General features: G+C 72.2%; 14 protein-coding genes. 8 read left to right on the top strand and 6 right to left on the bottom strand.

Annotated features, from left to right (window positions below; all coding sequences use genetic code 11):
- Nucleotides 1–7 precede the first annotated feature (7 nt).
- The 3 genes from ACIPTO_RS38490 to ACIPTO_RS38500 all read right to left on the bottom strand — a co-directional run bounded on the left by ACIPTO_RS38490 (nt 8) and on the right by ACIPTO_RS38500 (nt 5,682).
- Entirely contained in the window at nt 8–1,495 is a 1,488-nt protein-coding gene (locus tag ACIPTO_RS38490) for a DUF5719 family protein (protein WP_401199805.1), read from the bottom strand.
- Nucleotides 1,492–5,196 carry a glycosyltransferase gene (locus ACIPTO_RS38495; RefSeq protein ID WP_401199807.1) on the bottom strand — a complete coding sequence of 1,235 codons (3,705 nt, stop codon included), beginning with the start codon at nt 5,194–5,196 and terminating at the stop codon, nt 1,492–1,494. Before ACIPTO_RS38495 ends, ACIPTO_RS38490 begins: the two co-directional genes overlap by 4 nt.
- Nucleotides 5,197–5,418: 222 nt before the next feature.
- Nucleotides 5,419–5,682, bottom strand: coding sequence for a WhiB family transcriptional regulator (locus tag ACIPTO_RS38500; protein ID WP_003975777.1), 264 nt, complete (start codon nt 5,680–5,682; stop codon nt 5,419–5,421).
- Between the two features lie 629 nt (nt 5,683–6,311).
- On the opposite strand from ACIPTO_RS38500, the gene ACIPTO_RS38505 reads away from it, so the two are divergent.
- The 4 genes from ACIPTO_RS38505 to ACIPTO_RS38520 all read left to right on the top strand — a co-directional run bounded on the left by ACIPTO_RS38505 (nt 6,312) and on the right by ACIPTO_RS38520 (nt 10,324).
- Nucleotides 6,312–6,821 (top strand): cysteine dioxygenase family protein, encoded by a 510-nt coding sequence (locus ACIPTO_RS38505; RefSeq protein ID WP_366327021.1) that lies wholly within the window; start codon nt 6,312–6,314, stop codon nt 6,819–6,821.
- A 54-nt stretch (nt 6,822–6,875) separates the two neighbouring features.
- The gene (gene cofD / locus ACIPTO_RS38510; RefSeq protein ID WP_401199809.1) at nt 6,876–7,835 is read left to right on the top strand and encodes a 2-phospho-L-lactate transferase; all 960 of its coding nucleotides are present in this window, start codon (nt 6,876–6,878) and stop codon (nt 7,833–7,835) included.
- Nucleotides 7,832–9,148 (top strand): coenzyme F420-0:L-glutamate ligase, encoded by a 1,317-nt coding sequence (locus tag ACIPTO_RS38515; protein ID WP_401199811.1) that lies wholly within the window; start codon nt 7,832–7,834, stop codon nt 9,146–9,148. Before cofD ends, ACIPTO_RS38515 begins: the two co-directional genes overlap by 4 nt.
- 174 nt (nt 9,149–9,322) lie before the next feature.
- Nucleotides 9,323–10,324 (top strand): DNA-3-methyladenine glycosylase 2 family protein, encoded by a 1,002-nt coding sequence (locus tag ACIPTO_RS38520; protein ID WP_366327027.1) that lies wholly within the window; start codon nt 9,323–9,325, stop codon nt 10,322–10,324.
- Nucleotides 10,325–10,545: 221 nt separating this feature from the next.
- Here the strand turns inward: ACIPTO_RS38520 and ACIPTO_RS38525 are convergent, their stop codons facing one another.
- Nucleotides 10,546–11,628 (bottom strand): sugar phosphate nucleotidyltransferase, encoded by a 1,083-nt coding sequence (locus ACIPTO_RS38525; RefSeq protein WP_401199813.1) that lies wholly within the window; start codon nt 11,626–11,628, stop codon nt 10,546–10,548.
- Nucleotides 11,629–11,738: 110 nt separating this feature from the next.
- The gene (locus ACIPTO_RS38530) at nt 11,739–13,076 is read right to left on the bottom strand and encodes a peptidoglycan recognition protein (RefSeq protein WP_401199815.1); all 1,338 of its coding nucleotides are present in this window, start codon (nt 13,074–13,076) and stop codon (nt 11,739–11,741) included.
- Between the two features lie 138 nt (nt 13,077–13,214).
- On the opposite strand from ACIPTO_RS38530, the gene ACIPTO_RS38535 reads away from it, so the two are divergent.
- The 4 genes from ACIPTO_RS38535 (at nt 13,215) to ACIPTO_RS38550 (ending at nt 18,977) form a co-directional block, all read left to right on the top strand.
- A complete protein-coding gene (locus ACIPTO_RS38535; protein ID WP_366327033.1) occupies nt 13,215–13,958 on the top strand; it encodes a TIGR03089 family protein in 744 nt (247 codons plus the stop codon).
- 194 nt (nt 13,959–14,152) lie between these two features.
- A complete protein-coding gene (locus ACIPTO_RS38540) occupies nt 14,153–15,346 on the top strand; it encodes an LCP family protein (RefSeq protein WP_401200046.1) in 1,194 nt (397 codons plus the stop codon).
- Nucleotides 15,347–15,553: 207 nt separating this feature from the next.
- Nucleotides 15,554–17,281, top strand: coding sequence for an LCP family protein (locus ACIPTO_RS38545; RefSeq protein WP_366327035.1), 1,728 nt, complete (start codon nt 15,554–15,556; stop codon nt 17,279–17,281).
- Nucleotides 17,282–17,411: 130 nt separating this feature from the next.
- Nucleotides 17,412–18,977, top strand: a complete 1,566-nt coding sequence (locus tag ACIPTO_RS38550) for an LCP family protein (protein ID WP_401200049.1) — start codon at nt 17,412–17,414, stop codon at nt 18,975–18,977.
- A 30-nt stretch (nt 18,978–19,007) separates the two neighbouring features.
- Here ACIPTO_RS38550 and ACIPTO_RS38555 read toward each other — a convergent pair whose 3' ends face one another.
- On the bottom strand, nt 19,008–20,042 hold the full coding sequence (locus ACIPTO_RS38555) for a glycosyltransferase family 2 protein (protein ID WP_366327037.1): 1,035 nt from the start codon (nt 20,040–20,042) through the stop codon (nt 19,008–19,010).
- Between the last annotated feature and the right edge of the window lie 61 nt (nt 20,043–20,103).

A 20,103-nucleotide genomic window follows, 5' to 3' on the forward strand; every position in this document is an offset into this window, starting at 1 on the left:
TCGGCCGCTACTTCTGGAGCACCGACAGATCCTCGTCCGTCTCGGGCACGGACACCGTCCCCCGGTCGTCGGGGAGCGTCTGGATCGTGAAGCCCGGGACGCCCTCCTCGGTCGCCGACAGCGTGCGGGAGGCGTACACCGGGCCGCCGGACTGCGGTTCGAGGGTCAGGGCGTAGGTGCCCTTGAGGCCCGCGGGGACCGGGAGTTCGACGTCCTCGGTGGTGCCGGCCTTGATCGTGTACGTCTTCGAGACGGGCGTACCGCCGCCGCTGCCCGCGGAGGCGGTGACCTTGACCGTGGCGGCGCGGGTGGGGGCGGCCAGGGACAGCGTGGAGCCCTTGGCGCTGTTGTCGGCGGACGTCGCGCGCTTGCCGACGGGGCTCGTCGCCGGGATGAACGCCGTCTCCTGCTTGCCGTCCTTGCCGCGTACGACCTTCAGGGCGGCGACGACCGGCACGGACTGGTCGGTCGGGGTCAGGACCAGGGAGCCCGGGTCGCCGCGTGTGACGTCGCCCAGGTCGACGGCGGTCGTCATGCCTGCCTTGACGTGCACGGTCTCGTGTCCGGCGGGCGTGATCATCCCCGTGGGCGAGGAGAGGCGCACCTTCAGGTCGGCGTCCGAGTCGCCCGGCGTGAAGGCGATCAGCCGCACGGAGGTGGCGTCCTTGGGGATGCCCGGCATGACCAGGCTGCCCGCCGGGTCGGTGGACGCGGCCAGCCAGTCGCCGCCGAGCTTGGAGTCGAGGGCCTGCACGGACGCGCCGACCCGGCCGCTGCGCACGCTCACGTGCACCGTCAGGTCGGTCTCCTGGTCGTCGGTGAGCGTGGACAGCAGGATCGGCTCGCTGGCGTGCGGCTCGACCGTGATGCCCTCCCCCACCGTCGACTTGAGGTCGCCGTCCTTGCCGAAGAGCTGGATGTCGACGACGGCGGCGGAGTCGTCCGGGTTGGTGAGGTGCACGTAGTCGGTGCGGCCGGTGCCGGTGCTGGCGCCCGGGAACCAGAACTCGGTGTCCGGGGCGGTGCAGTTGACGCCCTGGAGGCCGCGGCCGTTGCCCGCGGCGACCTCGGTGGTCGCCTGGACGGTCCAGCCGGGCGCGTACTTCCCCTCGGCGGTGCCGAGCAGGGCGGGCGCGTCGGCGCCGGAGCTGTCGCCGGTGGCCGGGGTGCCGGGGGCCTTGGGCTCCAGGACGGGCTTGGCGGGCTTCTTCTTGCCGCTCGTGCCGTCGCCCGACTCCTCGGTGGCGGACTGGAGTTCGGCCTTGCCGCCGCTGTCCGTGCCCTCGGTGACGGGCGTGAAGGACGTGTACGACGTGTCGGCGAGGTCGGAGGTGCTCGGCGCCGGGCAGAGCAGGCTGGTGCGCTCCACGGGCAGCACGGCGGCCGACCTGGAGGCGCCCGCGCCGGACGCGGCCGGTGCCTTCATCTCGGCGAACCCGGTGACGGCGGCGAGCGCGACCACACCGGCGAGGAGGGAGAGGGCGGGGCGGTTCACTGCTGGCTCCCGTCGGGGCGCTCGTTGCCGTGCGGATGCTGCCGGGCGGGGTCGTAGTTCGGGTCGTAGGTCGGGTCGTAGCCCTGGTTCTGGTCGTAGCCCTGGTCGTACGACGGGTCGTAGGCCGGGGCCGGGGGCTGCTCGCCGTAGGCGTACGGGTCGTACTGGCCGGCCTGGTAGGGGTCCGCCTGGTACGACTGGTCGTAGCCGCCCGCCGGGTACTGCTGCTGGTCGGCCTGGTACTGCTCGCCGCCGTAGGTGCCGTACTCGGCGCCCGCGTAACTCGCCGTGTCCCACTCGCCGTAGGACTGCTGCTGCGGGATCGCGGCGACGGCCTCCTCCTCCGGAGGAGGTGTGGCGCCCGCGGCGAACGCGTCGAACTGCCCGGTGTCCGCGGGGTCGTCGGGCTGGTCCGTGGGCTCGGCCTCGGCCTCGGCCTGGGCGCGCAGGCGGCGGGCCCTGCGGCCCTCGCCGGCGACGGCCTGGGCCGGGATCAGCTCCTCCTCGGGGAGGTCGTCGTCGACGTCACGGCGGCGGCCCGGGAGGGCGAGCACGACCAGGACGAGGGCGAGCGCGCCCTGGGCCCACAGCCAGCCGGTGTGCCCGATCGGGTCGTCGTAGGTGACGTCCAGCTTCCCGCCGGAGGCGGGGAGCTGGAAACCCTGGGCCCAGCCGTCGACCGTGGTGCGGGTGAGCGGCTTGCCGTCCAGGGTGGCCGTCCAGCCCGCGGCGGCGGAGTCGGCCAGCCGCAGCACGCGGCCGGTGGTGCCGGACGGGATCGTGGTGTGGATGTCGACGGGTCCGGCGGCGACGGGCTTGGGGGCGGCGGTTCCGGCGACGATCGCCGCGCGGGAGACCTGCGCGTTGACCCGCCACAGGGCGCTGCCGTCGGCCTGGCTGAGCCTGCTGAGGCCCGGGGTGGCGTCCAGCACGCGGCTGACCGCGCGGGGCGCGCCCTTGTGGACGAGGACGTAGCGCACGGCGAAGCCGCCGAGTTCGTCGGCCTGGTCGGCGCCGGAGCCGGCGACGAGGTTGGCGACGACCTTGTCCAGCTTGGTGTTCTCGCCGTCCGCGGCCGCGAACTCGCCGTCGCCCATGCGGGCGCCGGAGCCGCGCACCAGCATGTAGCCGACGTGCGCGGCGGAGTCGCTGTCGAGGACCAGCGTGCGGGCCTGGTCCCGGGTGCCGCTCTCCTCGGCGACGAACGCGGGCACCTGGGTCGGGTCGTGGCGCTCCAGGGGGCCGTCGGCACCGCGGACCATCCAGCCGGCGGCGACGAGCAGCGGGCCCGCGGCCGACGCGAAGGCGATCAGCACGGCCACCGGCTGGCGCCAGCCGAAGCTCTGCTCGGCCACCCGCGCGCGTGCCCCGTCGGCGCCGAGCGCGGCGGCGGCGAGGAGGGCGAGGCCGTAGACCAGGGTCGCGGGGCCGGCCCAGGTGGAGCTGTTCGACAGGACGGCGAAGACGAGGCCCACCAGGGCGACGCCCCAGGCCGTGCGGATGCCGAACTGGCGCTCGCTGCGCAGCAGGGCGGCGAGCGCGGCCAGGACGATGCCGATGAGCATCAGGCCGCTGACCGTGCCGGGGCCGCCCGGGCTGGCGCCGAGCAGGTCGAGGGGGGACGCGGCACCGGAGCCGAACTCTAGACCGGCCTGCTGGAAGAAGCCGAACGGGAGCAGGGTCAGCGACCAGGGCGCCAGGACCAGCAGCGGGGTGCCGAACTGGGCCAGGAAACGCGGGCCGTAGCCGACGAGGTCGCCGCGGCGCACGGCCAGCAGTGCGACGCCCAGGAGCAGCGTGATGGGCCAGATGATCGGCGTGAAGGCGGTGGTGACGGTCAGGAGCAGGGCGTACGCCCAGGTGGCGCGCCAGCTGCCGCGGGCCCCGGAGGAGTGCGTGAGTCCGCTGGCCGCGATGCCCGCGCGGGCCATCAGCGGGAGCAGCACGGCGAGGACGGCGGTGCCGATGCGGCCGCCCGCGAGGGCGCCGGTGGCGGCGGGCAGGAAGGCGTAGACGACGGCCGCCCACGCGCGCAGGAGCCGTGACTCGACGAGCGGGCGGGACGCGAAGTAGGCGGTGAACCCGGCGAGCGGGACCGAGGCGACCAGCAGGACGGTGACCGCGAGGCCGGTCGAGCCGAAGAGCAGCGAGGAGAGCATCGCGACGAGCGCGAGGTACGGCGGCGCGGACGGGGTGCCGCCGGCGCCGACGGGGTGCCAGGAGTCCAGGAAGCGGGACCACAGTTCGCCGGAGTCGCCCGGGGCGGGCAGCAGGGCGCCGCCGGTGAGGGCGCCGCCGCCGAGCAGGTCGCGGCAGGCGACGAGCGAGACGAGCAGCAGTACCAGGAAGAGCACCGGGCCGGGCTTGCGGGCGATGCGCTTCACGCGCGCGAACTGCTCGATCTCCAGGAAGTCCGCGTCGTCGCCGCCGGGTCCCGACTCGACGGCGCCGCCGTGCCGGCCGGCTCCGGAGGTGATCTCGGGGTCGGAGGTGTCGACGAAGCTTCCGGCGACCTGTTCGAAGGTGGCCCGGACGGTCGCGCCCGGTGGCGGGAACAGGGGCCGCAGTTCGGCCTTGTCGATCTGCGCTCCGGCGCGCCTGCGCCGTCCGGCGAGGATGCGCTCGGGGCGCAGCAGGGTGCCCAGGAGGCCGCGGATCTCGTCGAGTGCCTGTCCGGGGACCTTGCCGACGAGGTTGGCGACGGTCCGCAGCAGGGTGCCGATGACGACCCTGAAGAGGACCCAGGGCAGCACGGCCGTACGGCTGTTGACGAGCAGGGTGTAGACCGCGCCGGCCTTGTCGACCTTGTGCGGGGAGGCGACGGTGCGGCCCGCGCAGTCGACCGCGCGGCGCTCGCGGGAGGCCGCCTCGGCGTGCCGTACGACCGCTTCGGGGGCGACCAGGACGCGGTGGCCGGCGGCGGTGGCGCGCCAGCACAGGTCCACGTCGTCACGCATCAGGGGCAGTCGGCGGTCGAAGCCGCCGAGTTCGTCGAAGACGTCGCGCCGGATCAGCATGCCGGCGGTGGACACGGACAGCACGGGCCGTACGTGGTCGTGCTGGCCCTGGTCCTGTTCGCGGCGGTCGAGGCCGGTCCAGCGGCGGCCGGAGTGGGCGATGGTGACGCCGACCTCCAGGAGCTGCCGCCGGTCGTACCAGCCGCGCAGCTTGGGGCCTACGACGGCGACGTCCTCGCGGCCCAGTTCGTACTCCTGGTCCACGACCCGCAGCAGCTGCGCCAGGGCGTCGGGTTCCGGTGCGGAGTCGTCGTGCAGCAGCCACAGCCACTGGACGGGTTCGCCGTACGGGAGTTCGGGCAGGTCGTAGGCGTCGTCGCGCCATGTGCGCGTGACGGGGTCCCAGCCGCTGGGGCGCTTCAGGTACGGCAGCTCGTCCGGGGTCAGCAGGGGCGACGTGCGGTTGGCCTCCTCGACGGCCTGGCCGAAGCCGGTGCGTCGGGCGAGGTGGAGCACGCGGTCTGCGCCGAGGGCGTCGGTGACCAGCTGGGCGGACTCGTCGGCGCTGCCGGTGTCGGCGGCCATGACGCTCTGCACGGGGCGCTCCTGGCCGAGCAGCCCGGCGAGCGCGTCGGGCAGCCAGCGGGCGCCGTCGTGGGAGACGAGCACCGCGGTCACCACGTGACGCGGGAACTCAGGGGTGGCAGCGTCGTGTTGGCCTGCCGTGTGGCTCTGCACGGACATCGAGGTACGGGCCCCGGTTCGGTGGACTGCGGTGGACGCCCGCGTCCCGAGGGGACAGCGGTACGTCTCGGACGAGCGCCCACACTATCGGCTGGGCATGACGACGGCCCGCCGCCTGTGGATAACCCAGCTGCGACGGGCCGTTCGCGACGTCCCGAGGTATGTCCCGAGGTATGCCCCGGCCTGTGTCCCGACCTGTGTCCCGAGGTCTGCCGTCCCGCTTCAGACGGCGGCCTTCTTGAGCCGACGGCGCTCCCGCTCGGAGAGACCGCCCCAGATGCCGAAGCGTTCGTCGTTGGCAAGGGCGTACTCGAGGCATTCGGAGCGGACCTCGCAGGCGAGGCAGACCTTCTTGGCCTCGCGGGTGGAGCCGCCCTTCTCGGGGAAGAACGACTCGGGGTCGGTCTGGGCGCACAGCGCGCGCTCCTGCCAGCCGAGTTCCTCGTCCGCGTCGTCGACCAGCAGTTGCTGCACCAGCTCGGTCATGTGCGCCCCTCGTCTGTCTTTCGCGTCCCCGTGATGTTGCCGCCGTTACCGATGTCGGCTAAACGACACGAGTGAAATTACAAGTGTGCTGCTCCGGGCGAGTCAAGCCGAGATCTGCTATTGGGCCCCTTATTCACTCTGCGGAACCAAGGCCTAGCGGAAAGTGTTCAAATCGGCATAAACCTTGACAGCAGAAAAGACCCCCCGAGCGCCTCCTACCCCGAGACGGAGCCTGTACGGGGGAGGACGCCCAGGAGTTCGATCTCGTTCCACTGGGGTGCGTGCGCCCGGTTGTGCGCCATGTGTCCCGGTAGAAGCATGAACAAACCTTTCGGCGACGAGATGCACCGGATGGGGTGAAACCTGTCCCACATCCCGGGCGGCGAGTTGACACTGCGGGTGTGAACCGCTGTCCTTGGGGGCATGCTCGCGAACTCGGCACTCACCACGACCCGCTCCGCCGGGTCCCTCGGTGCTGCCCACGCTCGCTGTAGCTGTTGTTGCTGCTCCGGCTGTTGAGCGCACCCGCTCCGGCCCTGCCCGCTCCCTTCATGTGGTGACACCCGGCTCGTCCGGTGACACCCAGCCCCCGCCGTTGCTCCCTTACGCCGAGGAACCACCGCACCCCCATGAACAGCGACAGCGACCTCCAGATCGCCGGCGACATCCTCGAAGTCCCGCACCTCCTCCAGCCGCCGCGCGAACACCCGGCCACAGTGGCCGAGTTCGTCGGCCTGGCGCGCTCCGTCGCCGCCGACCGCGCCCGGTGGGAACACCTCGTCGAGTACGACGCGACCACCCGCTGGTACCACCGGCTGAGCACCGGACCCGGCTACGAGGTGTGGCTGCTGTCCTGGGTGCCCGGACAGGGCAGCGGCCTGCACGACCACGGCCGCTCCTCCGGGGTGCTGACCGTCCTGGACGGCACGCTGACCGAGCGCACCGAGGTCGGCACGCGCGCGTTGGGGGCGGGTTCGCAGCGGGTGTTCGCGCCGGGGTACGTCCACGAGGTCGTCAACGACTCCCTCGAACCGGCCATAAGCCTGCACGTCTACTTCCCGGGCCTGACCGAGATGCCGATGCACACGGCGTGCGCGGCGCGCGCCGGGTCCGCCCCGGTGGACGCCGTGACCGCCTGACGCGATACGGCGACTGCCTGCCGCGTTGTCGGACCCGCCTGCAAGACTTGTCCCATGCGCATTGTGGTTCTGGCAGGCGGTATCGGTGGTGCCCGGTTCCTGCGCGGTCTCAAGCAGGCCGTGCCGGACGCGGACATCACGGTGATCGGCAACACGGGGGACGACATCCACCTCTTCGGGCTGAAGGTCTGCCCGGACCTCGACACGGTGATGTACACGCTCGGCGGCGGTATCAACGAGGAACAGGGCTGGGGCCGGGCCGACGAGACCTTCCACCTCAAGGAGGAGCTCGGGGCGTACGGCGTCGGACCCGAGTGGTTCGGGCTCGGCGACCGGGACTTCGCCACGCACATCGTGCGGACCCAGATGATCGGCGCCGGGTTCCCGCTCAGCGCGGTCACCGAGGCGCTGTGCGACCGGTGGAAGCCCGGGGTGCGGCTGATCCCCATGACGGACGACCGCGTGGAGACGCACGTCGCCGTCGAGGTGGACGGCGAGCGCAAGGTGATCCACTTCCAGGAGTACTGGGTCCGGCTGCGCGCATCGGTCGCCGCCGAGGCCGTCGTACCGGTCGGGGCCGAGCAGGCCAAGCCCGCGCCCGGGGTCCTGGAGGCCATCGCGGAGGCGGACGTCATCCTCTTCCCGCCGTCCAACCCGGTCGTCTCCGTGGGCACCATCCTCGCCGTGCCCGGCATCCGGGAGGCCATCGCCGAGGCCGGGGTGCCCGTGATCGGCCTCTCCCCCATCGTCGGGGACGCGCCCGTGCGCGGGATGGCCGACAAGGTGCTCGCCGCGGTGGGCGTCGAGTCCACGGCCACGGCGGTCGCCGAGCACTACGGCTCGGGGCTGCTCGACGGCTGGCTCGTCGACACCGTGGACGCCGCCGCCGTACCGGACGTGGAGGCGGCCGGTATCCGCTGCCGGGCCGTGCCGCTGATGATGACCGACACCGAGGCGACCGCGCGGATGGCGCGCGAGGCGCTGGCGCTGGCCGAGGAGGTGCGGACGGCATGAGCGAGGTGGCTCCGGTGGAGGGCTACCGGGTGTGGGCCGTGCCCGGGATGCCCGAGGTGGTGGCGGGGGACGACCTGGCCAAGCTGATCGCGGCGGCCGAGCCCAAGCTCGCCGACGGGGACGTGCTGCTGGTCACCTCGAAGATCGTGTCCAAGGCCGAGGGCCGGATCGTCGAGGCGGCCGACCGGGAGGCCGCGATCGACGCCGAGACCGTACGGGTCGTGGCGCGGCGCGGAACCCTGCGGATCGTGGAGAACCGGCAGGGTCTGATCATGGCCGCCGCCGGTGTCGACGCCTCCAACACCCCCGCCGGGACCGTGCTGTTGCTGCCCGAGGACCCGGACGCGTCCGCGCGCGCGATCCGCGACGGGCTGCGGGACGCGCTCGGCGTCAGCATCGGCGTCGTCGTCACCGACACCTTCGGGCGCCCCTGGCGCACGGGGCTCACGGACGTGGCGATCGGCGCCGCAGGGGTGCGCGTGCTGGACGATCTGCGCGGCGGCACGGACGCCCACGGCAATCCGCTGAGCGCGACGGTCGTGGCCACGGCGGACGAACTCGCCGCCGCCGGTGACCTCGTCAAGGGCAAGGCCGCGGGGCGGCCCGTCGCCGTGGTGCGCGGGCTGCCGCACGTCGTGGCCGCCGAGGACGACGGGCTCGGGGCGCGGGCCATGGTCCGGGGCGGACGGGACGACATGTTCCGGCTCGGCACCTCCGAGGCGGTACGGGAGGCGGTGACCCAGCGCCGTACGGTGCGGGCCTTCACCGATGAGCCCGTCGACCCCGGTGCCGTACGACGGGCCGTCGCCGCCGCCGTGACCGCGCCGGCCCCGCACCACACGACGCCGTGGCGGTTCGTGCTGCTGGAGTCCGCCGCGTCCCGGACCGCCCTCCTGGACGCGATGCGGGACGCCTGGATCGCGGATCTGCGGCGGGACGGGAAGTCCGAGGAGTCCATCGCCAAGCGGGTGCGGCGGGGGGACGTGCTGCGCGGGGCGCCGTATCTCGTGGTGCCGTGTCTCGTCATGGACGGGTCGCACACGTACGGGGATGCGCGGCGGGACGGGGCGGAGCGGGAGATGTTCGTGGTGGCCGCGGGAGCGGGCGTCCAGAACTTCCTCGTGGCGCTGGCCGGGGAGCGGCTGGGCTCGGCGTGGGTGTCCTCGACGATGTTCTGCCGGGACGTCGTGCGGGACGTGCTGGGGCTGCCGTCGGGGTGGGATCCGATGGGGGCGGTGGCCGTGGGACACGCGGCGGCGCCGCCCGCGGCCCGGGCCGGGCGGGATCCGGAGGCGTTCATCGAGGTGCGGTGAGCCGCCGCCGCGGGAGAGGCCGGGTGCGCGTGCGGGCCGACGGGAGCCGGTCGCGCGGCTGTCCGCGCCCCTGACGGGGCACGTGCGCCTAGGCTCACAGCACCGTCGAGTACACCGCACCACCCGAGTACCTCGTATCGCCCACGTACGTCGCATCACCACTGGAAGATCACTGTGGCCGGACGTTTCTCCCCTCGGCCCACCCGTACGACCGTGCGGGGCGGGGACGTCGTCGTGCCCGGGGGTGTGCCTCGGCAGGGTGCGGAAGGCGGGCTGGTCAGGGACTGGGTGCCTGAAGGCGTGCTCGATCTCGGGCTGGTGCTGGGACCGCTGCGGCGGGGACCCGGGGACCCCACCTTCCGGACCACGGCGGACGGGGCCGTGTGGCGGGCCAGTCTCACACCGGTCGGGCCGGGGACCTTGCGGGTGTCCGCGCGCGGGGACGCGGTGCGCGGGGAGGCCTGGGGGCCGGGGGCGAGGTGGCTGCTGGAACGGCTGCCGGAGATGCTGGGCGCCGCCGACGACCCCGACGCGTTCGTGCCCCGGCACCGGTTGCTGGCGGTCACCCGGCATCGGCGGCCGGGGTTGCGGTTGACGCGGACCGGGCTGGTGCTGGAGTCGTTGATTCCGTCGGTGCTGGAACAGAAGGTGACCACCGACGAGGCGTACCGGGCCTGGCGGTCGCTGGTACGGAAGTTCGGGACGCCGGCGCCCGGGCCCGTGGACGGGCGGATGTGGGTGATGCCGGCGCCGCGCGCGTGGGCGTTGATTCCGTCCTGGGAATGGCACCGGGCCGGGGTCGACGACAAGCGGGCGTCCACGATCCTGCGTGCCGTACGGGTCGCCGCGCGGCTGGAGCAGGCGGGGGCGATGTCCGCGGAGGACGCGCGGGCCCGGCTGGAGGTCGTGCCGGGGGTGGGGGTGTGGACGTCGGCGGAGACCGTGCAGCGGAGTCATGGGGCGGCGGACGCGGTGACCGTGGGGGATCTGCATCTGCCGGGGATCGTCGGGTGGGCGCTGGCCGGGGACCGGGACGCGGACGACTCGGTGATGTTGTCGCTGCTGGAGCCGTATGCCGGGCAGCGGCATCGGGCGGCGCGGTTGATTCTGCTGAGCGGGCGTACGCCGGCTCGGCGGGCGCCGAAGATGCCTCGGGGGGACATCGGGGCGTTGTGAGGTGCCGGGGGTGTCGTGCCGGGGGTTTCGGCTGGCGGGGGTGGGCTTCCGGTGCCGGGGTCGTCTGCCGGGCGGGGCTTCGGTGGCCGTCCCTGGGGGCTCCGCCCCCAGACCCCCGGGTCCTTGCCCACCCACCACCCGTTCCGGTGGGCCGAGATGTGCCGTACCGCCAGGTCAGCGCACCGACCCGGCGCGTTCAGCCGCCCCCGCCCCCACCCTCCTCACTGATCAGAAGAGAACCGCACCGCCCCCGCCGGAATCCGCGCATCGCACCACACCCGCATCCCGTCGCGGAGTTCGTTGTCGGCGCCGATGACCGCGCCGTCGCCGATCACCGTGCCGGTGAGGACGGAGCGTTCGCCCACGCGGGCCCGGGTGCCGATCAGGGAGTCGGTGATGACCGCGCCCGGTTCGATGACCGCGCCGGGGAGGATCGTCGAGCCGAAGACCCTCGCGCCCTCGGCGACGAACGCGCCCTCGCCCACCACCGTGCCGCCCGTCAGTTTGGCGTCGTGGGCGACCCGGGCGGTGGGGAGGACCAGGCGGTCTCCGCAGCGGCCGGGGATCGCGGGGGACGGTGCTCGGCCGAGGACCAGGTCGGCGGAGCCCCGGACGAAGGCGGCCGGGGTGCCGAGGTCCAGCCAGTAGGTCGAGTCGACCAGGCCCTGGAGGTGGGCTCCCGCCGACAGCAGGCCGGGGAAGGTCTCCCGTTCCACCGAGACCGGGCGGCCCGTCGGGATGGTGTCGATGACCGAGCGGCGGAACACGTACGCGCCCGCGTTGATCTGGTCGGTGACGATCTCCTCGGGCGTCTGGGGCTTCTCCAGGAAGGCCAGGACGCGGCCCGTCGCGTCCGTGGGGACGAGGCCGTACGCGCGCGGGTCCGTGACCTTCGTGAGGTGCAGGGAGACGTCCGCGCCCGTCGTCTCGTGGGTGTCGACGAGGGCGCGGATGTTCAGGCCGGTGAGGATGTCGCCGTTGAAGATCAGGACCGGTTCCTCGGGGCCGGAGTGGAGCCGCGAGGCCACGTTGCGGATCGCGCCGCCCGTGCCGAGGGGCTCGTCCTCCGTGACGTACTCGATGTGGAGGCCCAGGGACGAGCCGTCGCCGAAGTGCGGTTCGAACACCTCCGCCAGATAGGAGGTGGCCAGGATGATGTGGTCGACGCCCGCCGCTCTCGCCCTCGCCAGCTGGTGCGTGAGGAACGGCACCCCGGCCGCCCTGACCATCGGCTTCGGGGTGTGCACCGTGAGGGGGCGCAACCGGGTGCCCTTGCCGCCGACCAGGAGGATCGCTTCTGTCACCTGTCGTCTCTGCTTCCTGCCGGGACCGGCCGAACTGTCGTGTCGGCCGGCCAGTGTGTGCGGACCGTGCACCTGCCCCGCAGACCCTTCCCCGGCACCCCCTGCCCCGGTCAGCGGCCCTGGTACCGGGCCGATGTGGAGCGGGCCGAGCCGAGCTTGCCGTAGAGCTGCCGTCCTGGGCACTCCGTGGCGAACCCGTCCCGATGGCCGGAGATCACATTGAGTCGTACGTTCTTTCCTTTTCGGTAGAGATTGCCACCCCCGGACTTCAGGTATGTCTTGCCGCGCGGATTGCCGCCGTAGAGTCCGAGCTTCCACGCGGTGAGCCGGGCGATGGCGGTCACTGCCGCCGAGGACGGTTTGGCGCTGCCGAAGGTTCCGAGGACCGCGATCCCCATGCTGTTGGTGTTGAAACCGAGGGTGTGGGCGCCCATGACCGCCTTCGCCACGCCCCCGGCCCGGCCCTCGTAGATGGTCCCGCACTTGTCGATGAGGAAGTTGTAGCCGATGTCACGCCAGCCGCTGCTCTTGACGTGGTAGCGGTAGATACCGCGAATGACCGAAGGCGCTTGCGAGCAGCGGTAGTTGTTGCCCGTGGCGGTGTGGTGCACGAAGGCCGCCCTGACCTGCTTCGTGTAGACGAACCCCTTCTCCCGCAGCTTCTCGTCGGCGCCCCAGCCGTGCCGGGTGACGATGCGCGGGCGCGGGCCGATGTACGGCTGCGCCTTGTGACCGAGGTCGACCAGTTCCCGTTCGGTGGCCTGCCTGGTCAGGGCGGGCAGTTCGGCGGCGGCCTCGGGGGCGCCGGTCCGGTTCCTGGTCGCCGGCGGGCCCGCGGGCGGGGGTGCCGCGGCTCCCGGGTCGACCAGTTCCAGGTGGAGCCCGGCGGGGAGTCGGGACGGCTGCTCGTCCGCCCTCCCCGCGGCCGGTGTCGCCGCCCGGTCCGCTCTGACGCGTACGTCCACTCCGTCCGAGTCGCCCACCCACAGCGGGGCGGTGGAGCCGTGGACGTGGCCGGAGGCGCGTTCGGCGGTACCCGGGTCGGCGCCGTGGTCGTCGTTGTGGGTGTCGACGTCCTGCCAGCCGGACCAGGTGCCGGTGGCGGTGGCCCGGGTGCGGACCTGGACGCTGCCGTGCAGTGCGGCGTCGGGGTCGTCCCAGATGACACCGACGAGGGAGAAGCGGTGCACGTCGCCGCGGGTCAGGCCCTGTTCGGGGGCGGCGCCGAAGGTGCGGTCGCCGGTGCGGGGGACGAGGGGCAGCGACTGGGTGCTGCCGGGGAGGGCCGGTGCGGCGGTCGTCGACGCGGAGCTCGTGCCGCTCGTCGACTGTGCCGCGGAGGCCGGTGCTGGTGCCGCGGACGGTGCCGCGGACGCGGGCAGGGTGAGCGGGAGGGCCAGTACGGCCGCGCAGGTGACGCCGATCGAGGAAGCAAGGAATCCACGCATGCCCCTGATCCTGGACATAGTCATACATATCTGTCCATCCGGGAATTGACGGACCGTCGGCTGCGGTTCGTCCGAACCGGTGGTCCGGCGCCCGGTGCGGGGACGGGCCGCGGCGGGCGCCCCCGTACGCTTGCGCGGGTGAACGCCATCGATCGCACCCCTGCCGACCTGCTGCGTTCCGCGCTCGCCGCGGATCCCGGCCGCCCCCTGGTGACCTTCTACGACGACGCCACGGGAGAACGGGTCGAATTGTCCGTCGCCACCTTCGCCAATTGGGTGGCCAAGACCGCGAACCTCCTTCAGGGGGATCTCGGTGCGGGACCCGGGGACCGGGTCTCCCTGTTGTTGCCGGCGCACTGGCAGACGGCGGTGTGGCTGCTGGCGTGTTCGTCCGTGGGGGTCGTCGCCGACGTGGGGGGTGACCCGGGCGCCGCCGATGTGGTGGTGAGCGGGCCGGAGTCGCTGGAGGCGGCCCGGGCCTGCGGCGGGGAGCGGGTCGCGCTCGCGCTGCGGCCGCTCGGCGGGAGGTTTCCGCAGACTCCGGCCGGGTTCGTGGACTACGCCGTCGAGGTGCCGGGGCAGGGGGACCGGTTCGTGCCGTTCTCGCCCGTCGACCCCGAGGAGCCCGCGCTGGTCGTCGCGGGCGTGGAGTTGACCGGGGCGGAGGTCGTCGAGCGGGCCCGTGCCGACGGGGGCGGGGACGCGGGGGGCCGGGTGCTGTCGGGGCTGCCGTACGACGCGTGGGAGGGGTTGAGCGTGGGGCTGTTCGGGCCGCTCGCCTCCGGGGGGTCCGTGGTGCTGTGCCGGAATCTCGACCAGGCGGGCGAGGGGGTCCTGGCCAAGCGGGTCGAGAGCGAGCGGGTGACCGTCTCCCGCGTCTGAGGGACGCGGCCCGCGCCCCCGGGAGCCATCACCCGAACGGGTCAGCAACGCCCGCCTCCCCCACCCCATCCACGCCATGGTCATAGGAGCGGAACCGAACGCGGAACCGGACGCGGAGGCGCACGTACAGGCACCGGCAGAGGCACAGGCAGGACCACACGCTCTTCCGACCATGAGGGGTGGAACCGCACGTGTTGGACGACACCGCAGGAGGCGTTCTCGGGCCGGGCGCGGGGGTCTCCGCGTCCGGGGCGGGGCTCGTACGGCGGCGGCGCCGGCGGTGGGTGCGGTGGGGCGCGGGCGGGGTCGCCGTGCTGCTGGTGGGGGCCGCCGGGGCCGGCTGGGCGATCTACGCGAAGCTCGACGCGAACATCACGCCCGACAACGCCGCCGCCGCCGAGCTCGCCCGGTACGAGAAGGAGCGGCCCACCGCCCTCGTGAAGGGCGCGCAGAACATCCTGCTGATCGGGTCCGACTCGCGGTCGGGGGACGGGAACGCGAAGTACGGGCGGGACTCGGGGACCGAGCGGTCGGACACGACGATCCTGCTGCATCTGGCGGCCGACCGGCGCAGCGCCACCGCCGTGTCGTTGCCGCGGGACCTGATGGTGGACGTTCCGGGGTGCCTGCGGCCGGACGGGACGCGGACCGAGCCGATGTTCGCGATGTTCAACTACGCGTTCCAGGTGGGGGGTTCGGGGTGCACGATCCGGACCGTGGAGAAGCTGACGAACGTGCGGATCGACCATCACATGGTGGTGGACTTCCACGGGTTCAAGGACATGGTCGACGCGGTGGACGGGGTGCAGGTCTGCCTCAAGCGCCCCATTCGGGACAAGGCCGCCAAGCTGAGGCTGCCCGCCGGGCGGGTCACGCTCGACGGGGAGCAGGCGCTCGGCTATGTGCGGGCCCGGAAGTCGCTCGGGAACGGCAGCGACACCGACCGGATGGACCGTCAGCAGGGCTTCCTGGGCGCGCTCGTCAACAAGGTGCGGAGCGACGACGTCCTGTTCAACCCGGCGAAGCTGTATCCCGTGCTGGACGCGGCCACGTCGTCGCTGACGACCGATCCGGAGCTGGCGAGCCTGCGCGGCCTGTACGAACTCGTGCGCGGCCTGCGGAACATCCCCACCGAACATGTGCAGTTCCTCACCGTTCCGCGGGAGTCGTACATCTACAACGCCAATCGCGACCAGCTCGTGGAACCCGAGGCCGAAAAGCTGTTCGCGCTGCTGCGGGCGGACCGGGCGGTCACGGTGACGCGTGCGGACCCGTCGGAGGATCCGCGGGATTCCGCCGCAAACGCCCGTATTACGGCGCCGGGTTCGGGTGCCACGCCCGCGCCGACGTTCCGCGGGAACACCGCCGCCGAGGACACCTGCGGGTAAAGCGAATGCCGACTCGGCGAACTTTTGTTCCGAAAAATAGGACGGATTGACCGGTTGTAGGGACGTGCAATTCGTCACCGCAGTCACGGGCCGCTCAATGGGACGGATAGTGTGAGCGACCCGGTGTGCTTGCGCACCGGTTGTACGAGACCCGAGCGCCTGGAGGGGGAAGGCGCCGCGTGGCCCCGACGGAGGATTCGGTAAACCGTGGACGCGCAAGGCCGTGGGCGGGCGGACAACATCGACCCCGCAGACCAGTGGGTACTCAATCCGAACACTGGTGAATACGAACTGCGACTGACTCCTTCCACACCGCAGTCAGCGGTGCCGGGGCCCCGTAGAGCCACTGCGCAGAACCGCGGTGTGGCGGCGCCGGAGCGGGAGACGGTCCCGAAGAGTCCCGGGCCCGAGGTGCCGCCGCCGCGCAGACGGCGGGGCGCGCCCGAGGAGCCGCCGGCCCGGCGCGGTCGCCGTCCGGTGAAGAAGAAGGCCAAGGGCAAGAAGATCCTGATGTGGACCGGCGGCGGACTGGCCTTCGTGCTGGTGGCCGTCGCCGGCGGCGGCTACCTCTACATCAAGCACCTCAACGACAACATCACGGCCGTCTCCGACGACGGCGCGAGCACCGGCGGCTTCAGCAAGGGCAAGGCCATCAACCTGCTGGTGATCGGCACCGACAAGCGCACCGGCGCGGGCAACGAGGGCTACGGCGACGCCGGCAGCGTCGGCCACGCGGACACCACGATCCTGCTGCACGTCTCCAAGGACCGCTCGAACGCGACGGCGCTGAGCATCCCCCGCGACCTGATCACCGACGTCCCGGACTGCCCCACGACCCAGTCGGACGGCTCCTCGAAGGTCATCCCGGGGACGACGAGCGTCCGCTTCAACACGAGTCTCGGGCAGGACGGCCGGACGCCCAGCTGCACCGTGCGGACGGTCACCGAGCTGACCGGGATCCAGCCCGACGACTTCATGGTGGCCGACTTCAACGCGGTGAAGACGCTGACCGACGCGGTCGGCGGGGTCGAGGTCTGTCTCGCCAAGGACATCGACGACTCGGACTCGCATCTCAAGCTGTCCAAGGGCACGCACAACATCTCGGGCGAGCAGGCGCTGGCGTTCGTCCGCACCCGGCACTCGGTCGGCTTCGGCGGTGACCTGAGCCGGATCACGCTGCAGCAGCAGTTCCTGAGCGCGCTGATGCGGAAGCTGAAGTCCAACTCCACCCTCACCAACCCGGCGAAGATGCTGAAGCTGGCGGAGACCGGCACCAAGGCGCTGACCGTCGACGACAACCTCGACTCGATCGGCAAGCTGAAGGACCTCGGTCTGGAGCTGGGCAAGCTCAACCCGAAGAACCTGACCTTCACCACCGTGCCGGTCGTCGACAACCCGGCCGAGAAGACCCCGGTGACGGTCGTCCTCAACAACTCGACCGCCCCACAGGTCTTCTCGCTGATCAAGAGCGACACCTCGTTCACCGCCGTCAAGAAGGAGGCGGCGAAGGAGAAGGCGGCCGTGGCCGCCCGTCTCAAGGGCACCAAGTCCGCCGCCTCCGCGGTGCGGGTGCGGATCCTCAACGGCGGGGCCGACGCCGGCAGTGCACAGGAAACTCTCACGTGGCTGCAGAATGATGAGGGCGTGCTCAAGTCCGAGAACGCGGGCAACGCTCCGGCGAGCCTCGCGAAGACGACTCTCGAGTACGCGCCCGACCAGGCGGACCAGGCTCGCAGGCTCGCCGACATCATGGGCCTCTCGGGGTCCGCGCTGAAGCCGGGCAAGAGTGTGCAGAACTCCCAGGGGCTGCCGGCGATGACGCTGACCCTGGGCAAGGACTTCAAGGGAGCCGGCGTCCCGCTCACCTCGACCGCGGGTTCGACGCCGGAAGGGGTACAGAAGTCCACGGCGGACAAGGTTGAGTGCGCCAAGTAAGTGACCACACGGGTCCGTTCCGCGTCTAACCGGGCGCGGGGCGGACCCGTGTGTCAGGGCGTGGGGTGGGAGGGGTGGGGACGTGACGCGGAGCAGCGTGCGCGGGGAGGTGCCGGCCGTCGAGGACACGATGTCGCTCACGCCGGCGGACGAGAAGAGACCGGCGGCGGGGAACGACGCGTCGGACGGCGACGGGGGCAGACGCAAGGGCCGTAGACGGCGGGCGTTGCGCTGGTCGGCGAGTGTGCTCGCGGTGGTCATACTCGGGACGGCCGGCGCCGGATACCTGTACTACGAGCACCTCAACCGGAACATAAAGAAAGACCCCCTGAACATCGGGGAGGAGAAGGACAGGGCGGCCGAGTCCCGGGCCAACGCGGCCGGGCAGAAGCCGCTGAACATCCTGCTGATCGGTTCGGACGCGCGGGACTCCGCGGAGAACCAGAAGCTCGGCGGCGCGAGGGACACGTTCGACACCCCGCCCCGCGCCGACGTGCAGATGCTGCTGCATCTCTCGGCGGACCGTTCCAACATGTCGGTGGTGAGCATGCCGCGCGACACCCTGACGGACATCCCCAAGTGCACGGACCCGCACACGGGCACGACGTACGCGGCCGAGACGGACGTCATCACGAACGACTCGCTGGGCCGCGGCGGCCCCGGCTGCACGGTGGCGACCTGGGAGAAGCTGACCGACATCCACATCGACCACTTCATGATGGTCGACTTCGCGGGTGTCGTGTCGATGGCGGACGCGATCGGCGGGGTGCCGGTGTGCGTGGACGCCAACATCTACTCGCACACCTCCGCGGGCAAGGGCTCCGGCCTGAAGCTGAAGAAGGGCACGACGTCGGTGAAGGGCCAGCAGGCCCTGCAGTGGCTGCGCACCCGCTACGGCTTCGAGGACGACACGGACATCGCCCGCACGAAGGCGCAGCACCAGTACATGAACTCGATGGTCCGGCAGCTGCGGGAGAACGCGACGCTGAGCAATCCGACGGAGCTGCGCGGCCTCGCGGAGACGGCGACGAAGGCGATCACGGTCGACGAGGGTCTGGGGACGGTCGCCAAGCTGTACGACCTGAGCAAGGAACTGAAGAAGGTCCCGACGAACCGCATCACCATGACGACGATGCCGTGGGAGTACTCGGGCAGCAGCGGCCGGGTGGTGCCCAAGCCCACGGACGCCGACCAGCTGTTCCGGCTGGTCCGCGAGGACATCTCGCTGGACGGCAAGGACAAGAAGAAGCCCGCGGCGGCGACGGCGTCCGCCGATCCGGCCGCCGCCGACGACGAGATCGCCGTCCAGGTGGTGAACGGCACCCGCACCGACACGGCGGGCGCGGTGCGCGGGCGGGCGACCTCGGTGGCCGCGCTCCTCGTCGGCAAGGGGTTCAAGGAGGCGGTGGCCGACTCCTCGACGGCACCCGGCGAGGCCAGGACGGTGATCCGCTATCCGAGCGCCGACCTGGAGGGCGACGCCCGGCGGGTCGCCAAGGCCCTGGGCGTTCCGGCGAGCGCGGTGAAGAAGTCCACGAGCGTCTCCGGGGTCACCCTGGTCGTCGGCGCGGACTGGAGCACCGGCACGAAGTACAAGGCCGCCGCGGAGGACGACACGACCCCGACGTCGGCGGACGCCCTCAACGGCTCGGACACCTCGGCCTGCATGCACGTCGACCCGAACTACGTCTGGTAGTCCGGGTCGTGGTGTGCGGCGGTGCTCGGTTCAGCTCTGGGAGGGGCTGAGCACCGCGGGCCGCCGGGAGGCGATCACCCTGCGGGCGAGGGACTTGGGGCTGGTGAGGAAGCCGTAGCCCCAGGACATGTGCATGGTGGCGAGGGCGACCGGGATCTGGAGGCGGGCCTTGAGCGAGAGGCCCTTGCCCGCCGGGAGGGAGCCGAGGGCGATGGCCGCGAGGTAGCCGCCGGGGACGAGGAGGCCCCAGGGGGTGAGGGCCGCGCCCACCACGAGGCCGGCCGCTATCGCGCAGACGGCGGTCGGCGGGGCGAGGTAGCGGAGGTTGATGGAGCCCTCGTGGTAGCGCGCGACGACGTGCCGCCAGCGGCCGTAGTCCTTGTACTGCTTGGCCAGGGCCTTCACCGACGGGCGGGGGCGGTAGGACACCCGCAGCTCCGGTGAGAACCAGATCAGGCCGCCCGCCTCGCGGATGCGGAAGTTCAGCTCCCAGTCCTGGGCGCGGATGAACTCCTCGTTGTAGCCGCCCTGTTGCTCCAGGGCCTCGCGGCGGAACACCCCGAGGTACACGGTCTCGGCGGAGCCCGCCTCGCCTCCGGTGTGGAAGGCCGCGTTGCCCACGCCGATCTTCGAGGTCATCGCGGCGGCGACCGCGTCCTCCCAGGCGTTCTCGCCCTCGGCGTGCATGATGCCGCCGACGTTCTGCGCGCCGGTCTCCTCCAGGAGGCGTACGGCGGTGGCGATGTAGTTCGGCGAGAGGATGCCGTGGCCGTCGACGCGGACGACGACCGGGTGGCGGGAGGCCTTGATCGCGGCGTTGAGGGCGGCGGGGGTGCGGCCGGTGGGGTTCGGGACGGTGTGGACGCGCGGGTCTTCCGAGACGAGCTGGGCCGCGATCTCGTCCGTGCGGTCCTTCGAGGGACCGAGGGCGATCACGACCTCCATCTCGCCGGCGTACTCCTGCGCGAGGATCGCTTGGACGGCTCCGCGCAGATGCCGCTCCTCGTCGAGGACGGGCATGATCACAGAAACGGCGGGGAGTCGCACGTCGGGAATGGCGTTCATAGGGGGCTCACGTTACCGCGAACGGGGGACACGGACGCGCCCCGCCCGGGCGTCTGCGGTG

It is taken from the genome of Streptomyces sp. NPDC090083 (genome assembly GCF_044747445.1).
Classification (GTDB): domain Bacteria; phylum Actinomycetota; class Actinomycetes; order Streptomycetales; family Streptomycetaceae; genus Streptomyces.

Bases quoted from the DNA above. Each gene is read 5' to 3' on its own strand.
- ACIPTO_RS38495 (WP_401199807.1), bottom strand. From the start codon at position 5,196: ATGTCCGTGCAGAGCCACACGGCAGGCCAACACGACGCTGCCACCCCT.
- ACIPTO_RS38500 (WP_003975777.1), bottom strand. From the start codon at position 5,682: ATGACCGAGCTGGTGCAGCAACTGCTGGTCGACGACGCGGACGAGGAA.
- ACIPTO_RS38505 (WP_366327021.1), top strand. From the start codon at position 6,312: ATGAACAGCGACAGCGACCTCCAGATCGCCGGCGACATCCTCGAAGTC.
- cofD (WP_401199809.1), top strand. From the start codon at position 6,876: ATGCGCATTGTGGTTCTGGCAGGCGGTATCGGTGGTGCCCGGTTCCTG.
- ACIPTO_RS38515 (WP_401199811.1), top strand. From the start codon at position 7,832: ATGAGCGAGGTGGCTCCGGTGGAGGGCTACCGGGTGTGGGCCGTGCCC.
- ACIPTO_RS38530 (WP_401199815.1), bottom strand. From the start codon at position 13,076: ATGCGTGGATTCCTTGCTTCCTCGATCGGCGTCACCTGCGCGGCCGTA.
- ACIPTO_RS38550 (WP_401200049.1), top strand. From the start codon at position 17,412: ATGTCGCTCACGCCGGCGGACGAGAAGAGACCGGCGGCGGGGAACGAC.
- ACIPTO_RS38555 (WP_366327037.1), bottom strand. From the start codon at position 20,042: ATGAACGCCATTCCCGACGTGCGACTCCCCGCCGTTTCTGTGATCATG.